Origin of the sequence: Pseudoalteromonas sp. B62, from assembly GCF_037162565.1 — a bacterium.
Lineage (GTDB): Bacteria > Pseudomonadota > Gammaproteobacteria > Enterobacterales > Alteromonadaceae > Pseudoalteromonas > Pseudoalteromonas fuliginea.
This window is the reverse complement of the sequence record NZ_JARLVB010000002.1, coordinates 3,160,524-3,177,963: the sequence shown is the minus strand read 5'-3', so window position 1 is coordinate 3,177,963 and position 17,440 is coordinate 3,160,524. Positions and strand designations below refer to the sequence as shown.

Sequence of the window (17,440 nt, the reverse complement as noted above, 5' to 3'; positions counted from 1 at the left end):
ATCGGGCTGTTTAATTATATTTTTTGTCGTTTAAAAATATTAACCGTTTTGATTGGTTGTTAGCTTATTTGAAATCTTTATTATTGAGTTGAATGTTTTTTGATCTACATCAAGCTTATAAGCGGCGGTAATGATAGATTATTAATAGGGATACTGACATTTAAAATTCATTAAAATAATCTACTATCGTGAAGTAACAAAGTAGAGTCACACCTATATTACAATTAACTCATACAGTGATAGTTAATACCAAAAATAGTGCAGTATTAGCCTAATCTTATAAATAGGCCAAGACTGGCTACATTTACCTACTTTTATATACATGGAGTTTTACCGCATGACGATTAAATCGACACTCAAATCTCTCAGTACAATCGCTGCTGTGATCATATTGGGTGGGGGTGGTTGGTATGTTTGGCAAACTCAGCAACCTGCACTGCTATCTGAACAATTGCCAGAGAGCGTAGCCTATGGAAATGGCCGCATTGAAGCGACCGAGTACGATATTGCAACAAAATTGCCGGGGCGCTTGATTGAGGTTTTAGCACAAGAAGGTGACATGGTCGAAGCCGGTCAAACATTGGCGGTTATTGATACTGACGATTTAAATGCACAATTACGTGAGGCTAATGCTGGGTTACGTGTTGCTACTGAGTCACGTAAATATGCTTTGGCAATTGTAGAACAACATAAAAGTGAACTTACTTTTGCAGAAACCGAGTTACGTCGCTCTGTAGCACTGCTCAAACAAGGGCATATTTCAAAAGAAGTAGTTGATCAGCAACGAACAAGCGCTGCAACAGCGCAAGCGGCTTTAAAAGCGGCAAATGTAAAAGTGGTGCAGTCGGATGCAGAAATAGAGGCAGCACAAGCGCGTATTGAGCGATTACAAAGTAATATTGCCGATAGCACCCTTAAAGCGCCTATTAGTGGCCGAATATTATATAGATTAGCAGAGCCAGGTGAAGTGCTTGGCAGTGGTGGTAAGGTTTTTTCTTTGCTTGATTTAACCGATGTGTACATGAGCATTTATTTGCCAACAGCGCAAGCTGGCAAAGTGACAATAGGCTCTGAGGCACGCATTGTAATAGATGCAATTGCGCAATACACGTTACCCGCTAAAGTTACTTTTGTATCAGCGCAAGCACAATTTACGCCTAAATCGGTAGAAACACGTAACGAGCGTGACAAACTGATGTTTAGAGTAAAAGTGAAGCTAGATTCAAAATTATTAAACGATCATATTGAACAAGTTAAAACAGGCGTGCCTGGACTTGCTTATGTTTTATTAGCACCAGAGCAAAATTGGCCTATGCAGTTGCAGGTTAGAGTGCCTGAATAATGGCTGATGAAAACAATGGCAAAAAGCAGAGCAACAAAGCTAAAAAGCCTTTTAGTGTGGTTAAGCTTACTCAGGTTACGCATCGCTATGGCAATAATTTAGCGTTGGATAATATTAATCTGGAGTTACCTGCGGGCAGTATGGTGGGTTTTATAGGCCCTGATGGCGTAGGTAAGTCGAGTTTGCTTGCACTTATTGCAGGAGCACGTGCCGTTCAAAATGGTGACGTTGAAGTGTTAGGGGGCAATATGCGTAGTAGCCGCTTTCGTACTTCAACTTCGCCACGTATTGCTTATATGCCACAAGGATTAGGCAAAAACTTATACCCGACACTCTCTGTTTTTGAAAATATTGATTTTTTTGGTCGGCTTTTTGGGCAAGAAAAAAAGAGCGTCAGCACCGAATCAAAAACTTATTAAAAAGCACTGGACTCACTGAGTTTGCCGATCGTCCTGCAGAAAAACTCTCAGGCGGTATGAAACAAAAACTCGGTTTATGCTGTGCGTTAATTCATGACCCTGAGTTATTAATTTTGGATGAACCAACAACGGGGGTCGATCCGCTTTCTCGTCGCCAATTTTGGCAATTGATTAACCATATTCGCGCTCAGCATAATGGTATGAGTGTGCTCGTTGCGACCGCTTATATGGAAGAGGCAGATGATTTTGATTGGCTAATCGCCATGGACGATGGCAAAGTTATAGGTACTGGTAGCCCAGAGGAGATTAAGGCTCAAACAGGGAAAAAATCCCTTGATGAAGCATTTATATCATTGCTACCTGAAGAAAAGCGTCATGATCATCACGTACTTGTGGTTCCTCCTCGTCAGAATAATCTAAAAACTGATGAAGCCGCTATTCAGGCTACAGCGCTTAGTAAAATATATGGCGATTTTACAGCGGTTAACAATGTTAGTTTACGTATTGAACAAGGCGAGATTTTTGGCTTTTTGGGATCAAATGGTTGTGGTAAAACCACAACTATGAAAATGCTGACAGGCCTTCAACCGGCAAGCAGTGGCGAAGCTAAGTTATTTGGTCAAGTTGTTGATGCTAACAATATAGAAACTCGTAAGCGCGTTGGTTTTATGTCGCAAGCATTTTCACTTTATAATGAATTAACCGTTGAGCAAAATATGGTGTTGCATGCGCGCTTATTTCATTTGCCAACAGAGCAAATTTCGCCGCGTGTTGATGAATTAATTATACGGTTTAACCTTAAAAAATACCGTGATGATTTTCCTGTCGATTTACCGTTAGGTATTCGCCAGCGTTTATCGCTTGCGGTTGCGGTAGTGCATAGCCCTGAAATGCTTATACTTGATGAACCTACCTCGGGCGTAGATCCTGTTGCACGTGATGACTTTTGGGAATTACTTATTGAGTTATCGCGTGAGCAGGGCGTTACTATTTTTATTTCGACTCACTTTATGGATGAAGCCGCACGCTGCGATAGAATTTCGTTGATGCATGCAGGAAAAATACTTGCCAGTGATACACCCGCTGCACTTTGCAAAGCGCGCAGTGCAGATACGCTCGAAGATGCCTTTATTGCTTATTTAGAAGAGGCGGTGCTTGAGTCTCAAGCGAGTTCTGCTTTGTCTACAACGATGGCTAAAGAGCCAGAGTTGTTACCTGAAAGTGAACCTAAAACGGTGCCAATCGGTAAACAAAAAGCGAATACCGCTTTTAGCTTTTTACGCTTGTTTGGCTATGCTCATCGCGAAACGCTGGAGCTATGGCGCGATCCTATTCGTTTAACCTTTGCGCTGTTAGGCTCAATTATTTTAATGTTTATTTTAGGTTATGGGATTACCTTTGATGTTGAAGATTTGAGCTTTGCGGTGATGGACCAAGATCAAACCCCTGAGAGTCGCGATTACGTTCAAAATATTGCCGGATCGCGCTACTTCATACAAAAAGCTGATATTAAAAGCCCTTCAGAGCTAGATAAACGAATGCGCAGCGGCGAGTTAAGTGTGGCCGTTGAGATCCCACCTAATTTTGGCCAGCAATTGAAACGCGAGCGCACGCCAGAAATTGTAGTTTGGATTGATGGTTCAATGCCTTTTAGGGCAGAAACTATATCGGGTTATATGACGAGTTCGTATTACAGTTACCTAACTGACTTATCATTGCGTACTTATGGGGTCATACCCAATTTAGTACCGGCGAATATTGAATCACGCTATCGTTATAATCAAGACTTTAAAAGTATTGAGGCCATGGTGCCTGCTGTTATTCCACTTTTGTTAGTGTTTATTCCTGCAATATTAATGGCGTTGGGTGTTGTACGTGAAAAAGAATTAGGTTCAATCACTAATTTATATGTTACACCGGTTACGCGACTCGAATTTATTATTGGTAAACAACTGCCTTACATTTTAGTTAGTATGGTAAGTTTTTTTGGCTTAGTTGCCCTAGCTGTCACTGTATTTGGTGTTCCGCTAAAAGGAAGTTTATGGGCGTTGAGCTTGGCTGCTTTATTGTATGTAACAGCAACAACTGGTTTAGGGCTGTTAATTTCGGCTTTTACTAAGACACAAATATCGGCATTAGCGGCATCAACTGTGGTTGTATTGATGATTGCTGTTAATTTTTGCGGGTTGATTGACCCCGTTTCATCCTTAGAAGGCTTTCCTGCAATAATCGGAAAACTATTTCCAACTACATACTTTTTAGAAGCATGCCGTGGTGTGTTTAATAAAGCACTTAATTTTTCTGATTTATCGGCGCAGTTTTTACCTTTGCTTACTTTTATACCAGTGCTGACGTTAGCCAGTGTATTTTTACTTCCAAAGCAGGATAAATAGCCATGCAATGCCTTAGTAATATTCTTAATTTAGGTATCAAAGAACTGCGTAGCTTATGGCGCGATAAAGTGCTGTTATTATTTGTGTTTTTTGCTTTTACAGGATTAATTTATGTTGTGTCTTCGGCAACTTCCATTGAGTTAAATAATGCACCTATTGCAGTTGTTGACGGCGATCAATCACAACTATCTAAGCGTATAATTAATGCATTTTACGACCCTTACTTTAAAACGCCTGACGTTATTGCATTAAGTGCAGTGGATCCCTCGCTTGATAACGGAAGTTATACCTTTGTGCTAAATATTCCGCCACACTTTGAGCGTGACGTTCTTGCAGGTAAGCAACCTACATTACAAGTGAATATAGACGCTACACGTATGTCGCAAGCATTTATTGGTGATAATTATATTCAAACAATTATTAGTGCTGAAATTAATGAATTTGTTCAAGGCTATCGATCGGTATACACACTGCCTATTAAGCAATCGGCGCACATAATGTTTAATCCCAATATGACCAGTGTGTGGTTTGGCAGTGTGATGGAATTAATGAACGTTATTACCATGATTTCGATTATTTTAACCGGAGCTGCGGTGATACGTGAGCGTGAACACGGTACGCTGGAGCATTTATTAGTAATGCCATTAACGCCATTTGAAATTGTAATTGCTAAAATTTGGGCCAATGGTTTAGTTATTTTATTACTGACCACTTTTTCACTTTTTATTGTAATTGAAGGCTTTTTACAAGTGCCTATTCATGGCTCAGCAGCGTTGTTTTTATTGGGCGCCGCCATTCATTTATTTGCGACAACATCATTGGGAATATTATTAGGAACGCAGGCGCGTACCATGCCGCAATTAGGCTTACTGATGATCCTTATATTATTGCCATTGCAAATGTTGTCGGGCGGGGTTACCCCTCGCGAAAGCATGCCTGATATAGTACAAAATATTATGTTATTTGCACCTACGACTCATTTTGTAAAGTTTGCTCAAGCCATCTTATATAGAGGAGCGGGGTGGGATGTAGTTTGGCCTTACTTTTTGGCTTTATTCGTAATCGGCAGTGTATTTTTTATATTTGCATTATCGCGGTTTCGTAAATCAGTCGCGTTTGGATAATAAGGTTTATCTAGTCGGTAATTTTTATAAAAAGGTGGAATTACTTACATTCATAAATAATTTTACTAAATTAAACTTATATTTATCAATAAACTAAGTGCGGCCTAAAACTTGCTGGATAATACCAATTAAAAACACAATAAGGGATTTAATAATGACTGAAGTTACACTTTCGGCTTACTTAGCGTTTTACCTGTATTTAATTATGTTGGTTGTACAATGGGCAGTGGCTACGTTTAGTAAAGCAAAAGAGCCTAATGCGGTGCCAGGTAAAATTGATGAAGATTTATCGCACGACAGCTTTATATTCAGGGCGCATCGTACATTTCATAATACGCTTGAAAACAGCGCATTATTTATAGGTACTGTGTTATTTGCATTTGTAATTAATTACCAAAGCCCAATATTTGCAATGTGTATTTGGGTGTACTTAATTGCGCGTTTAATTCACATGGTGCTGTACTACGCTATAGCTACAGAGAAAAACCCAAGCCCGCGTAGTTACTTCTTCTTAATTGGTGTGATTGCAAATGTGGTTATGCTAGTGATGATTGGTTTGAGGTTAATTGTATAGCTTATCTATTAAAGTAATAAATATTGTTCATCACAATATCTATAATCAAAGCGAAGTGATTTTATAATTACTTCGCTTTTTTTGTAAAGGGAGTGGGTCTCATTAAAATGATAGGGCTATTTTTAATCGTGAGCATTTTGATTAGATTTTATTCACCTTTGTTTGTGTGTATTTGGTGTTAATTTAATGTATTTATTATATTAATTGACGCGTGATAAATAGGCAGGCAATATCTAACTATCTTAGTAAATTATTTACACTACCTTTATGTATTATCCAGACAATTTACTTTTTGCTGTTTGGTTTTTACTTAGCCCGCGAGGTTACAAATCTTACGTCGTGATTAAATCGTCTCAGATAGAGCAAATTTAATCTAAAGAGGTGAACAGGGCCTGCATAAGACGTATTATTTACGGTATTAAAATTGGTATAAGGAGGCACTTATTAAAATAGTTTTAGCTTTGTCGATTGCCGCACTATTTGTTTTTTATCTACGTGCCGAGTTTTTTTGCTAAGTCCAGATGCCTCTGATACTGATGACTCACCCGAAAGTGAAGTTACTTTAGAGACAACACGCTTTGTTTCAACTAAGGCGGATCAGCACTTGGTAGTTGTGTTTGATAGCTGTGATACGAAATTAAGCGATATGAAAGTCAATGATGAGTTTTCTATTTGTATTGAACTACTTCTTATTGAATTACGTGATGAAACGGTAGAGATTAAACTTGCAACAACGCAACCTCTTTATTTGGCATGGATTAAGGTAAATTGGCCATCAGCCTTAGAGCATATGCTTGGGCTGGATACCATAATGCGTAATCGCTTACTAAATAGTGTTGTTCCTGTCATTGGTCAATATGATCTACAAAATTTGTCTGAGTGGATTCAAAATAAAGGATTTGATAATAGCACTCAAGTTGATTTAATCACTGTTGCATACTCTTCGCTTATGGATGAGAGCCCCATTACAGCCATTGAAGACGTTAGATTTTCTTTGAGCCCTGCCGTTAAATCTGGTGTGATAGATAAACTGTTAAATCAATGGAGTAGAGAAAATGCTGGCGCAGTGATGGAGTGGTTTAGCCAACAGCCACGCCCAGATATGTATGCGCATTTAATGGGTTTTGTTTTGATGCAATTAATACAGCAGCAACCAAATGATGCTGAAAATATAATTTCAGAATTGCCTAACTCTCAATTAAAATTTGAGACCATTAAATTTTACACAAAAAAACTCGCTTCAGAAAATTTAGAACAGTCTTTGAACTGGGTTAATAGTATTGAAGATGAAGCAAGTAGGCATGTAGGAATAGTGCAACTACTGAAATATATGGCGACTAACGAGGAATATATAGGTCGTTCGTTTGACGTGGCATTAGCGCAAGAAGATCCTTTTTTCCGTGATAAACTATTAAATAACCTTAGTATTGATATACCTTATAATAAATTAGGTATGTTGATTGATTTAGCGCCCACACTGCCAGTTTCTGCAAAAAAATGGGTAATGAGTAATATTGGCTCTCGTTTAATTAAAAATGATCCTGATATGGCACGTGATTGGCTGAAGTCATTAATGCCGAGTAATGAAGCTAGTTATGCAAAACGTTTTGTTGGCGAAAAATCTCTTGAACGTAATTTACCTTTTGCTATAGAGCTTGCTAATGATATATCGGATCAAGATGAGCGAATGTTATTAATAGAATCAATATTAAAATTTGTTTACGGACAAAATGATTTTGATTTTGAATTATTATACGAAACATTAAGATTGTCATCGAGTGAAATAGATCAAGCGAAAATAAAATTTTATAACGCTGATACACACTAGCGCCTGTTTATCTTTTGAGGTTGAATTTACAGCACTGTGTTTGGTATTTAGGCAAGGCAGAGCCTATGTAGTATGGCTATTCTCCTAAATAGGTGACAACTATACATAAAGAACACACGGGCTGCCCACGGTTTCTTTCATAGTTGCCTGTTGTAGGTAAGGAGTGATTAGGACGTGGCAGCAGTTACCCAGCCCACTAGATTACAAATCTCGCGCTGCAATTAAATTACCCCTGAGTTGAACAAATTTAATCCTCAAAGATCAGCAAGCGCTGCTAGCGCCATAAAGCTGTTAGCTTAATGATTAAGCCGACAAAGTATTTATGAACAAATTTATTTTTATGAAGATAATAGTAGATGCCGATTTTTATTTTTAATTAAATAGAGGGTGGTGATGTATTTATTTTTTGAGATTAATTAATCTGAACTTTGGTCAAGATACTTACTAATATATTGAATTATAAAGATGTTTAAATTTATTTTCTCTAGCCTGAGGTTTTCAGTGAAAATAAGGCGAATTCACGCGTCAATAGCTGCTCGAGATAGATTTACTATCCAGAGTTCAGATTAATTATACTCAATGCGGCTTTAATAGCCGCATTGAGTAGTTTTGGGAGCTTAAATTTTATTACTCCGTGTCGTATAACGAGAAGTAATAAAACCTAGTATTACAAATATTTTAGAATGACTTAGTTTGCTTTGTAAACACGTACCCAATCAATCCAAAATATACTTTTGTTTGAATCAGCTAGCTCGGTTGAATTCGGTTTTACATCACGCCAAGGCTGATGTTCCATATCTAAAATGATGTGCATTGGTTTATTTAGCCCTGTGCCGCCTGTATAGCCTTCAGGATCAATTATATTCGGACCCGAAACGCTGCGAACTAATACACCATCAATATAGTAATCTAGGTTCCATGCGTCCTTCCAATGTACACCGTAGCGACGAAATTTATTTCGGTATGTTTCACCGCTATTGTATACCCATGCGCCTGCGTCTTTTGGTTGGTAATCTTGAAATGGCTCACGTATAAAAACATGGTGACTTACGTGCATACGTTGGTCAAACCACTCTTGCCCTACACGATCACTGCCGTAGGACTCCATTGCATCAATTTCTTGAGTTGAATCAGAGCTCAGCATCCATACGGCATTAGCCATAGTGTTATTACTCGGTTTTACCATTGCCTCAAGATAAAGTGGGTATGTAAAAGTTGCTTTTGAAGAAACAATTCCCGAAAGCACTTTATTTGTTCCTGCTTTTTCAGTTGCCTGAAGGCCTAACGCACCACCAGTAGTGTAGGAATGACCTGAACTGAATTCAGTATCACCAGGCCCAAGCCAAGCATTAATATACGAAGCATTCCAACGATTGGTAAATGCTGCCGGTTTATTTGAAGTACCGGCTTGGTAGTTAAATTGGTCGGAAACAGTTTGTAATTGCCATGTTTTACCTGATCCAGCAGAAGCCGGAATACTATATGCGTCCCAATCTGCAGAATGTGTTGCTGTGCAGAGTATTGCGCAAGTAGAACAGGATAGTAGTTTTAATATATTCATATAAAATCTCCATGCAAATTAATGTAGATATGCTTCTTTAACTAGTGCGAGTAACTTTAGTGAATTTAATCATCGAAAGATAAACAGGCCCTAGATGAAACAATCTCTTTTGTGTGTACCTTCTATTATTTGTATCCATATTCAAACTCAAGCTTATGAAAATACCAGCATAAGCACACCGACATGGATACGTTTTAATAAAAGTGAAATAGTGTGTAATGTAACTTTGTTGTACTGATTTTAAAGTAACACCAAAGCAACTGTTTAATGTTTACATAATTACACATTGTTAACAATAGATAATTAAATATTTATTTTGTTAATAACTTAATCGCACCTGTTAACATTGTGTTTTTGCTTGGGCGAGATGTTTTTTCTCTGTATCAATCAGTTTAACTTTTATCAAAATAGAGATATTACTACTGCTAATAAATACCTAATATTGGAACTAGAGAAATATTTTTAATGAAGCAAGGTTGGATTTTTTTATAACTTGATGTATAAATTGAAAAATAATTTGTTTTTATTTTTACAATTTTTATTTAAATCTATAGTAAAGAGCTATGCTAGGGACGTTGAGTTATTAATATTTTAACAATTAGAAATATGAAGTGAATGAACGTTTTACAAAGCAGTGAACGACACTAATATTTAGACAAATGTTTCATGAAACAAAAAATTTACATTTAAAGCGAAGAGCCTTGTAAGCAGCTTCGCTTTTATGTTTTTAGTTGCATCAAAATAAAGGCTAATATCTAGGGTCTTATATGATCAATCTACTCCTATAAATCCGCCAGTTTGGTGAGTCCAAAGTGCAGCGTAAATTCCGGCTTTAGCGATTAGTTCCTCGTGAGTGCCTTGTTCAACCACGCCCCCATCATCGAGTACAATTAATCTATCCATTTGCGCAATGGTTGAGAGCCTATGCGCTATGGCAATAACTGTTTTGCCTGTCATTAAATCATCAAGACTTGCCTGAATTGCAGCTTCTACTTCAGAGTCGAGTGCGCTGGTGGCTTCGTCGAGTATAAGTATGGGGGCATTTTTAAGTAGCACACGTGCAATAGCAATACGTTGGCGTTGACCGCCCGAAAGCGTAACACCGCGTTCGCCCACTTGTGCATCAAAGCCTTTATTGCCTTTGCTGTCGACTAAGTCATTTATAAACTCAAGTGCTTTAGCTTGTTTGGTGGCGTTGAGCATTTCATCGTGGGTTGCATCGGGGCGACCGTACAAAATGTTGTCTTTTACTGAGCGATGAAGCAAGGAGGTATCTTGCGTTACCATGGCTATATATCGGCGTAGGCTTTCTTGGCTTACGTCTGTGATGTTTTGCCCATCAATTTTTATTGTTCCTGAGTTTGTATCGTAAAAGCGCAGTAATAAGTTAACAAGTGTTGATTTACCCGCGCCAGAGCGACCGACTAAACCAATTTTTTCGCCAGGTTTAATATTTAAGTTTAAACCGTTCATTACTGGGCTTCGATTAGTTTCGTTTGCCGCTTTACCGTAGTTAAAGTGTACGTTGTTAAACTCAATGGCGCCTTGGCTTACGTTAAGCGTATCGGCATTTGGTTTATCGGCAACTTCAATAGGGTTAGAAAGTGTTTTCATGCCATCGGCTACGGTGCCAATGTTTTCGAACAAGCTGCTTATTTCCCACATGATCCACTGCGCCATACCGTTTAATCTAAGCGCTAAGCTAACAGCAACTGCAATAGCTCCGGCGCTAATTGCGCTAAGCGACCATAAATAAAGTGATACAGCGGCAACCGAAAATACTAATAGGTAATTTAAGCTTTGAATAACAAAGTTTAAGCTGGTTACTAAGCGCATTTGCTTGTACACGGGCTGTAAAAATACATCCATGCTTTGTTTTGCGTATTGCTCTTCACGTTGGGTATACGAAAACAATTTAATGGTAGAAATATTAGTGTAGCTATCAACAATACGACCAGTCATTTCTGAGCGCGCATCGGCTTGTGAGCTGGCAATTTTTTTAAGGCGCGGTACAAAATAAAGCTGTACGCAAATGTATAAAACTAACCAAATCAGTAAAGGGATCATTAAGCGCCAATCAGCTTCGGCAACTAAAAATACCATTGAGCCAAAATAAACCACGATATACATTAATACATCGAGTAGTTTAGTCACTGTTTCGCGAACGGCTAAAGAGGTTTGCAGTACTTTAGTGGCTATTCGTCCAGCAAATTCATTTTGATAAAAGCTCACGCTTTGACGCAGTAAATAACGATGCGCTAACCAGCGAATCGACATAGGGTAATTGCCCAGCAATGCTTGGTGCAAAATAGCAGAATGAAAAAATACGACTACGGGCAATACCAGTAAGAGCATGACAGCCATTTTGATAAGTTCTGATTTTTGCTCTACAAACAAGGTTTCGGGTGTGTAGGCCGTTAACCAATCAACAAGCTGCCCCATATAGCTAAATAAAGAAACCTCTAAAATAGCGAGTATGGCGGCGCTGATTGACATTAGCACCAACGACAGTTCCATTCCTTTGGTGTAGTGACGACAAAAAGCAAATAAAGTCGAAGGCGGCTGAGTAGGTTGATCCTCAGGAAATGCTTTTGTCATTTTTTCAAATAATCGATACATTTTAAAAACTTAAATGGCAAATAATGGCGAGTATTATACCATTTAAGTATTTTTAAATGCAGGTTTGTAGGTCATTAATTATGAGTATTATTCTTATTTATTGCGTTGGGTTACTTAGATTTATTCCTTCGCTCATGTATAAATCATCGTATTTGAGCCCACCATTACCATAAGGTTTTTTAATTGGGCCCGTATTACAGTTTGCTAAAAAGTATATAAGCGGTTGTTCGCGCTTCATTCTAAATTGTGCATTTTTATATACCAGAGTTCGCTTGCTAAATTCACCACCTTTTACATAAACATCATATTGCTGACCTTGCTCTGAGGTTGCTGCGTTATTAACAACATACCATACGTCGTACCAGGTATTTGTTTGCAGAGGCTTGGCTGATTGCTTACTAGTGTAGTTTTGAATATTGCTATACCCGCTATCGGTTTTAACCATTAATGCGCCATCGTTTACAAGCCCGTTTGATTCTGTTTTATCGGTTACGCGAAGTGTTGGCTCAAATGCATCGTACGCATGTTTATTAATTAACTCCGGAGTAAGATTACTCAGCCCAAAAGCGTGATTATTGGGAAACGCAGCGACGTTTATACGTATATAAAATGTGTAGGTTTGACCAACTTCAACCGCTAGTGGAAGCTTTGTATAAGAAAGCGCTTTACGATTTCCTACAATGCCTTCTGCCGCAGGCTTTTTTAGTAAATAATGATTAACAGATGCGATTGCTTGTTCTGGTTGTATAACTGTTATTTGTGGAATTTTAACTTGTGGTTTGGTTTCATTTTGAGTATCAACACTTTGCCACTTGCTAAGTGAATGTTCAAAGTCATCAATAAGCAGCCAATCGCTCGATGTGTTTTCTTGAATGTTTGAACATGCTGATAGCGTGCTGAATAAGTAAAGAAATAAAATGTGTTTAGAAGACATAATTGGCTCTCGTAATATTATTGATATTTGGTTAACCAATTTAAATTTTGGCTATAGTTTTTATTAAAAGCCATATAACCAATTTAACTTTTTTATGTCAATCATTAAAACATTAGTTATGGTTTGATAGAGCTTGAAAAATGTAATATTGTCATTGTATTCAATCAGCTCAGCGAATTTTAGCTGAGTTGAAATTAATTAAATTATTAGGACGTTTTATGTATACGGGTTCGTGTTTGTGCGGTGAAGTAAGTGTTGAAGTATTGGGTAGTATAACCAGCATTATTCATTGCCATTGTTCACTATGTAGAAAAAATAGCGGGACTGCATTTGCAACTAATGGCTTTGTAAATACAGATGACTTTACAATAACGAAAGGGCAAGAACGACTCAGTGAATATAGTTTTAAAGCAGGGCGTACGCGCTATTTTTGTAAATGTTGTGGCTCTCCTGTTTATAGTAGTAATGCAGATGACAAAAGCAGAATACGAATTCGTCTAGGTATATTTGATAGCGATATTACTGAACAAGTATTGTCGCATAACTTTGTTACATCTAAGGCTAACTGGGAGCTGTTAGAAACAAGCTTACCGTGCTATGAAAAACATGAACCTGGGCGGTAAGACGTTTTATTCAATGTGGTAAATACTGTTAATACTTTTATAAAGGTCTGGCGCAAAATTTTTAAACACAGGTGAGTTTTGTATTTCATCAACGTTAATATGCATCAACGTATGTTGGCACAATATCAATACTATATTTTTATATTCATTAAACTCTATTAGCGCCAAGCATTTAAAATGTTGCCTTATCAGTACCAAAAGGGCTTGTAATTCTTGACCTGTTTGCGGGTTTAAATTAACGATTACTTGAGTATTTGGCTCACTACAGCGATTTATGTTTTGCCAAAAGCTGTCACTGGTTAAAAAAGGCTGATGATGTTCACCACTAAAAATATCAATAGTAATTACGTTAAAGTTAGCTGTGCATTTTGAAATATACTGCTCAGCGCATTGTAAGTGGATATTGTGGTTACTTGGTAGGTTAAATAATTGCGTTGCAATAGAGGCTATATTTGGGTTTATTTCGATTGTACTAAATGTATTAATGATATTTATGTAAGGCGTATGGTTTTGCAGGTGATACATGATTCGCTCAAACCCTGCGGTTCCTAAGCCTAAATTTAATATGTTTAGTGTATTTACAGGTTTAAGTAAAAAGAGCAACATGCATTGATTTACAGGGACGATTACTTGTTCTGGATGCACAAGGCACATAACACCTTGAATAGTAATATCTTCATCTTTTTTTGTGCAAGTGTTAGCCAACGATACTGTTGATTTTGAAATACAGTTATAGGGCCAAAATCAGTTTGTTCTGATTTGATTTGGTTTGCTTCAATGGTATCGTTTTTTAGCTGACGCATAACTTAAACTTTTTTATAAACACATTCATAGTGTGCCACGAAAAATAAATTTTTAAATAGATTATTGTGCAGAACACATGTAATTTCACTTATTACTATAATATTGTATTGGCAATTAACTACTTAAGTATTATTCAAGGATTGAAAATGGGATTAATTTTAGGGCCAGCTGTTTTAGTATGGTTTGCAGTATTTATTTATTCTTTACAATTAGGACATGCGCTTATTTATAAAAATATGAGTCTATTAACGACAGTATCTACTTTTGTAATTAGTATTATTGGTATGCTGGCTTTTATTACGTATGGATATAGGCAGTTTGTAAACAATACCTCTGTTTGGGCATTTGAGATCCCAAGTTACTTTTTATTTAACAAAATTGCTTTTATAGGTGTATTAAGTGGTTTTTTACTTAACTACTATATTAATCCTGCAAATAATTCTGATTTTTTGAGCTGTTTAGCATTTGTATTAATATTTATGTTTTCTGCTGGTGTGCTTGCAAGCTTAGGAGGACATAAGGCGTTTTTAAAAGAATTTGGTATTAAAACCACTCATTAAAGTATACATAATCAGTTTTGGCCCAGTATCTATTGGAATTAAATGGCTTTTACTATCCGCGTAACCTCTTGTAAATGCGCTTTAGCGTGCTCCTTTCTACATCTACCTCAAATGTATTGCCATAAAATCTTAGTTAAGTAATGGTTACACTATAATAATTAGGAGCTAATAAATGCTTAAAACACCTTTGAAAATAACAACAACGTTACTTAAATTTACTGCAATTGCAGGCGCCTGCACACTTGCACTATCAGCACATGGGAAAACACAACTTCAATATACCGACCAACAAAAGTTACATGATATAGCAGCTAAAGTATCAGCCGAACGTATTGGTAGTGACATTCAAACGCTGGTGGATTTCGGTACTCGCCATACGCTTTCAGAAACTAAATCGGATACTCGAGGCATTGGTGCGGCTAGGCGCTGGATAAAAAAGAATTTGAAAAAATATCCGCACAGTGTGGCGGTTGCCTAGAAATTATTGAAGTAAAGGACACTATATCGGGCGAAAAACGCATTCCTAATCCTGTTGAAGTGGTTAATATAGTGGCTATTCAGCGAGGGTCGAGCGAGCCTAATCGGATGGTGATGATGTCGGGTGACATAGATTCTCGTGTAAGTGATGTTATGGACTTTACGAGTGATTCACCTGGGGCAAATGATAACGCATCAGGCGTGGCAGGAGTAATAGAAGCAGCTCGTGTTTTAAGTAAATACAAATTTAATGGTTCGGTAGTTTACGCGGCGCTTTCGGGCGAAGAGCAAGGTTTGTTTGGCGGGAAAATATTAACGGCTTATGCACAAAAGCATAACTGGCAAGTTCATGGCGTTTTAAACAACGATATGATTGGCAATATTACCGGTATTAATGGGGTAACCGATAATACAACTGCACGTATATTTTCAGAAGGTACCCGTGTTGTAGAAACAAAAGAGCAAGCTAATACTCGGCGCTTTACAGGTGGTGAAGTTGATTCTGCGAGTCGTAATTTAGCGCGCTACATAGATACTATTGCTGATAGATACATTCCTAATTTAGATACAATACTTGTATATCGATTAGATAGGTTTGGCCGTGGTGGGCATCATCGTCCATTTAACGATGCAGGTTTTGCAGCAGTGCGTATTATGGAAACTAACGAGCATTACGATCGCCAGCATCAAGATTTACGCACCGAAAATGGGGTTGAGTATGGTGATACTATTGAGGGCGTTGATTTTGACTATACGGCCAAGTTAACTTCACTTAATGCGGTAACGATGGCATCAATGGCGTGGGCGCCCGCACCGCCAAAAGAAGTTAAAATAACAGGAGCAGTTACAGCTGATACGTCGTTTTCATGGCAACAAAGCAGTGATGAAAATATTGCGGGTTACAAAATTTATTGGCGTTACACGAGCGAGCCGCAATGGCAGTTTAGTAAATACGTTGGTAGGGTTTCACAGTACACACTTAAAAATGTAGTGATTGATAATTATTACTTTGGTGTAGCCTCTGTTAGTAAAGACGGTGTTGAGTCTCCAGTAGTTTTTCCGGGTGATGTAGGTTCGTTTGATCACAATATAAAATAGTAGTTTGGCTGAAAATTCAGCAAACAGAGCGCTTGAAGGTGTAAACGGCCATTTTATACTTGCACCTTATTTACTAAGCCCTTAGAGTGTAAAAAAAGAAGTAAAAGGTTATTAAAAATGCAGCAACAAGAAAAAAACCGTTAACAGCACAAGAGCAAGCTTTAGCTGAGCAACAACGTGTTGCATGGCAGCGTGAATGTTTTCAGGCAGCGCAAAAGCACTTAGCTGAAAAGGGCATTATGCCAAAATCAGTAGTTGATAAAGATAGCCGATTTTTAGCGCCACTTTGCGCAATGTGGAAATTTAAAGCACAAAATGGTAAAACATATTGGGTGGTAACAGGGCGGTTACCTACAGATCATGCTGAGGTTAGTGCGGCTACAGATGCCCGCGATGCAATGCGTTACTTTTCTTTGCAGTGGCAATTAAAAGCGGATCAAATTATGAGTACAGGCGTCCGTGACAAAACGCAGGTAGATTTTGCTAACTTACTTATAAATAGAGCACATGGCTTGTATGAAATGTATGAAAATGAACCTCTGTGGGCAAATGAGGCAAAGTAACTACAGCTTGGGTTAAGTAAAAAAGTAGAGGGTGATGGTTTATTTATTGCCCTTTTCTTAATCTAATGGACAAGTGTGAAAGGCGTTGTATTAAACGCCGAAACAGAGCATTGCATACGTTGCCTAGGAATTCCCGCCTCCATAAACACATTTCCTTGCTGAATAAAGCCATTTCGCTTAAAACGTTCTACTTCATCTAGAATACAATTAATACTGACAGCTTCTATCCCCTGATTTGATGCTAAATCAATAATGAAATTGAGAAGCGATTTATATACATTGCGGTTTCGGTGTGCGGGTAGCACAGCTATTCGACCAATTAAGCCATCAGTACATAATCGGCCTGTAGCAACGGGGCAGTGAGTGTCGTCTGTAACAAGTACATGCAACGCAAATTTATCTAGGCTATCAAATTCTATACGTTTAGGTATGTGTAATTCATAAACAAAAACACGCTCACGAATTAGTTGAAGCATATCCTTACGTATAGCCCATTCTACTTTATCAACTTGATAGCCCAT

10 protein-coding genes and 4 pseudogenes are annotated in these 17,440 nt (G+C 37.9%); 9 read left to right on the top strand and 5 right to left on the bottom strand.

Annotated features, from left to right (window positions below):
* Positions 1 to 337: 337 nt before the first annotated feature.
* From P4S71_RS18830 to P4S71_RS18810, 5 genes and pseudogenes are all read left to right on the top strand, one after another.
* Positions 338 to 1,342, top strand: coding sequence for an HlyD family secretion protein (locus P4S71_RS18830; RefSeq protein WP_096793216.1), 1,005 nt, complete (start codon positions 338 to 340; stop codon positions 1,340 to 1,342).
* Positions 1,342 to 4,154 (top strand): annotated as a pseudogene (rbbA, locus tag P4S71_RS18825) (ribosome-associated ATPase/putative transporter RbbA). Before P4S71_RS18830 ends, rbbA begins: the two are co-directional and overlap by 1 nt.
* Before the next feature lie 2 nt (positions 4,155 to 4,156).
* Positions 4,157 to 5,278 (top strand): ABC transporter permease, encoded by a 1,122-nt coding sequence (locus tag P4S71_RS18820; protein ID WP_096793214.1) that lies wholly within the window; start codon positions 4,157 to 4,159, stop codon positions 5,276 to 5,278.
* 154 nt (positions 5,279 to 5,432) lie between these two features.
* Entirely contained in the window at positions 5,433 to 5,852 is a 420-nt protein-coding gene (locus tag P4S71_RS18815) for an MAPEG family protein (protein ID WP_007375694.1), read from the top strand.
* 508 nt (positions 5,853 to 6,360) lie between these two features.
* Entirely contained in the window at positions 6,361 to 7,680 is a 1,320-nt protein-coding gene (locus P4S71_RS18810) for a hypothetical protein (RefSeq protein WP_337151269.1), read from the top strand.
* A 688-nt stretch (positions 7,681 to 8,368) separates the two neighbouring features.
* On the opposite strand, the gene P4S71_RS18805 is transcribed toward P4S71_RS18810, so the two are convergent.
* The 3 genes from P4S71_RS18805 to P4S71_RS18795 all read right to left on the bottom strand — a co-directional run bounded on the left by P4S71_RS18805 (position 8,369) and on the right by P4S71_RS18795 (position 12,794).
* Positions 8,369 to 9,241, bottom strand: coding sequence for a beta-agarase (locus tag P4S71_RS18805; RefSeq protein WP_198402992.1), 873 nt, complete (start codon positions 9,239 to 9,241; stop codon positions 8,369 to 8,371).
* A gap of 771 nt (positions 9,242 to 10,012) precedes the next feature.
* A complete protein-coding gene (locus tag P4S71_RS18800) occupies positions 10,013 to 11,860 on the bottom strand; it encodes an ABC transporter ATP-binding protein (protein ID WP_337151268.1) in 1,848 nt (615 codons plus the stop codon).
* Between the two features lie 97 nt (positions 11,861 to 11,957).
* Entirely contained in the window at positions 11,958 to 12,794 is an 837-nt protein-coding gene (locus tag P4S71_RS18795; protein ID WP_337151267.1) for a hypothetical protein, read from the bottom strand.
* A gap of 218 nt (positions 12,795 to 13,012) precedes the next feature.
* On the opposite strand from P4S71_RS18795, the gene P4S71_RS18790 reads away from it, so the two are divergent.
* Positions 13,013 to 13,417: a GFA family protein gene (locus P4S71_RS18790; protein WP_007375699.1), complete on the top strand. Its 405-nt coding sequence runs from the start codon at positions 13,013 to 13,015 to the stop codon at positions 13,415 to 13,417.
* A 6-nt stretch (positions 13,418 to 13,423) separates the two neighbouring features.
* Here P4S71_RS18790 and P4S71_RS18785 read toward each other — a convergent pair.
* A pseudogene (locus P4S71_RS18785) lies at positions 13,424 to 14,220 on the bottom strand (hypothetical protein).
* 147 nt (positions 14,221 to 14,367) lie between these two features.
* On the opposite strand from P4S71_RS18785, the gene P4S71_RS18780 reads away from it, so the two are divergent.
* The 3 genes and pseudogenes from P4S71_RS18780 to P4S71_RS18770 all read left to right on the top strand — a co-directional run bounded on the left by P4S71_RS18780 (position 14,368) and on the right by P4S71_RS18770 (position 16,919).
* On the top strand, positions 14,368 to 14,781 hold the full coding sequence (locus P4S71_RS18780) for a hypothetical protein (protein ID WP_337151266.1): 414 nt from the start codon (positions 14,368 to 14,370) through the stop codon (positions 14,779 to 14,781).
* 172 nt (positions 14,782 to 14,953) lie between these two features.
* Positions 14,954 to 16,356 (top strand): annotated as a pseudogene (locus P4S71_RS18775) (M28 family peptidase).
* A 117-nt stretch (positions 16,357 to 16,473) separates the two neighbouring features.
* Positions 16,474 to 16,919 (top strand): annotated as a pseudogene (locus P4S71_RS18770) (DUF4826 family protein).
* A 62-nt stretch (positions 16,920 to 16,981) separates the two neighbouring features.
* Here P4S71_RS18770 and P4S71_RS18765 read toward each other — a convergent pair.
* A complete protein-coding gene (locus tag P4S71_RS18765; protein WP_007375704.1) occupies positions 16,982 to 17,440 on the bottom strand; it encodes a GNAT family N-acetyltransferase in 459 nt (152 codons plus the stop codon).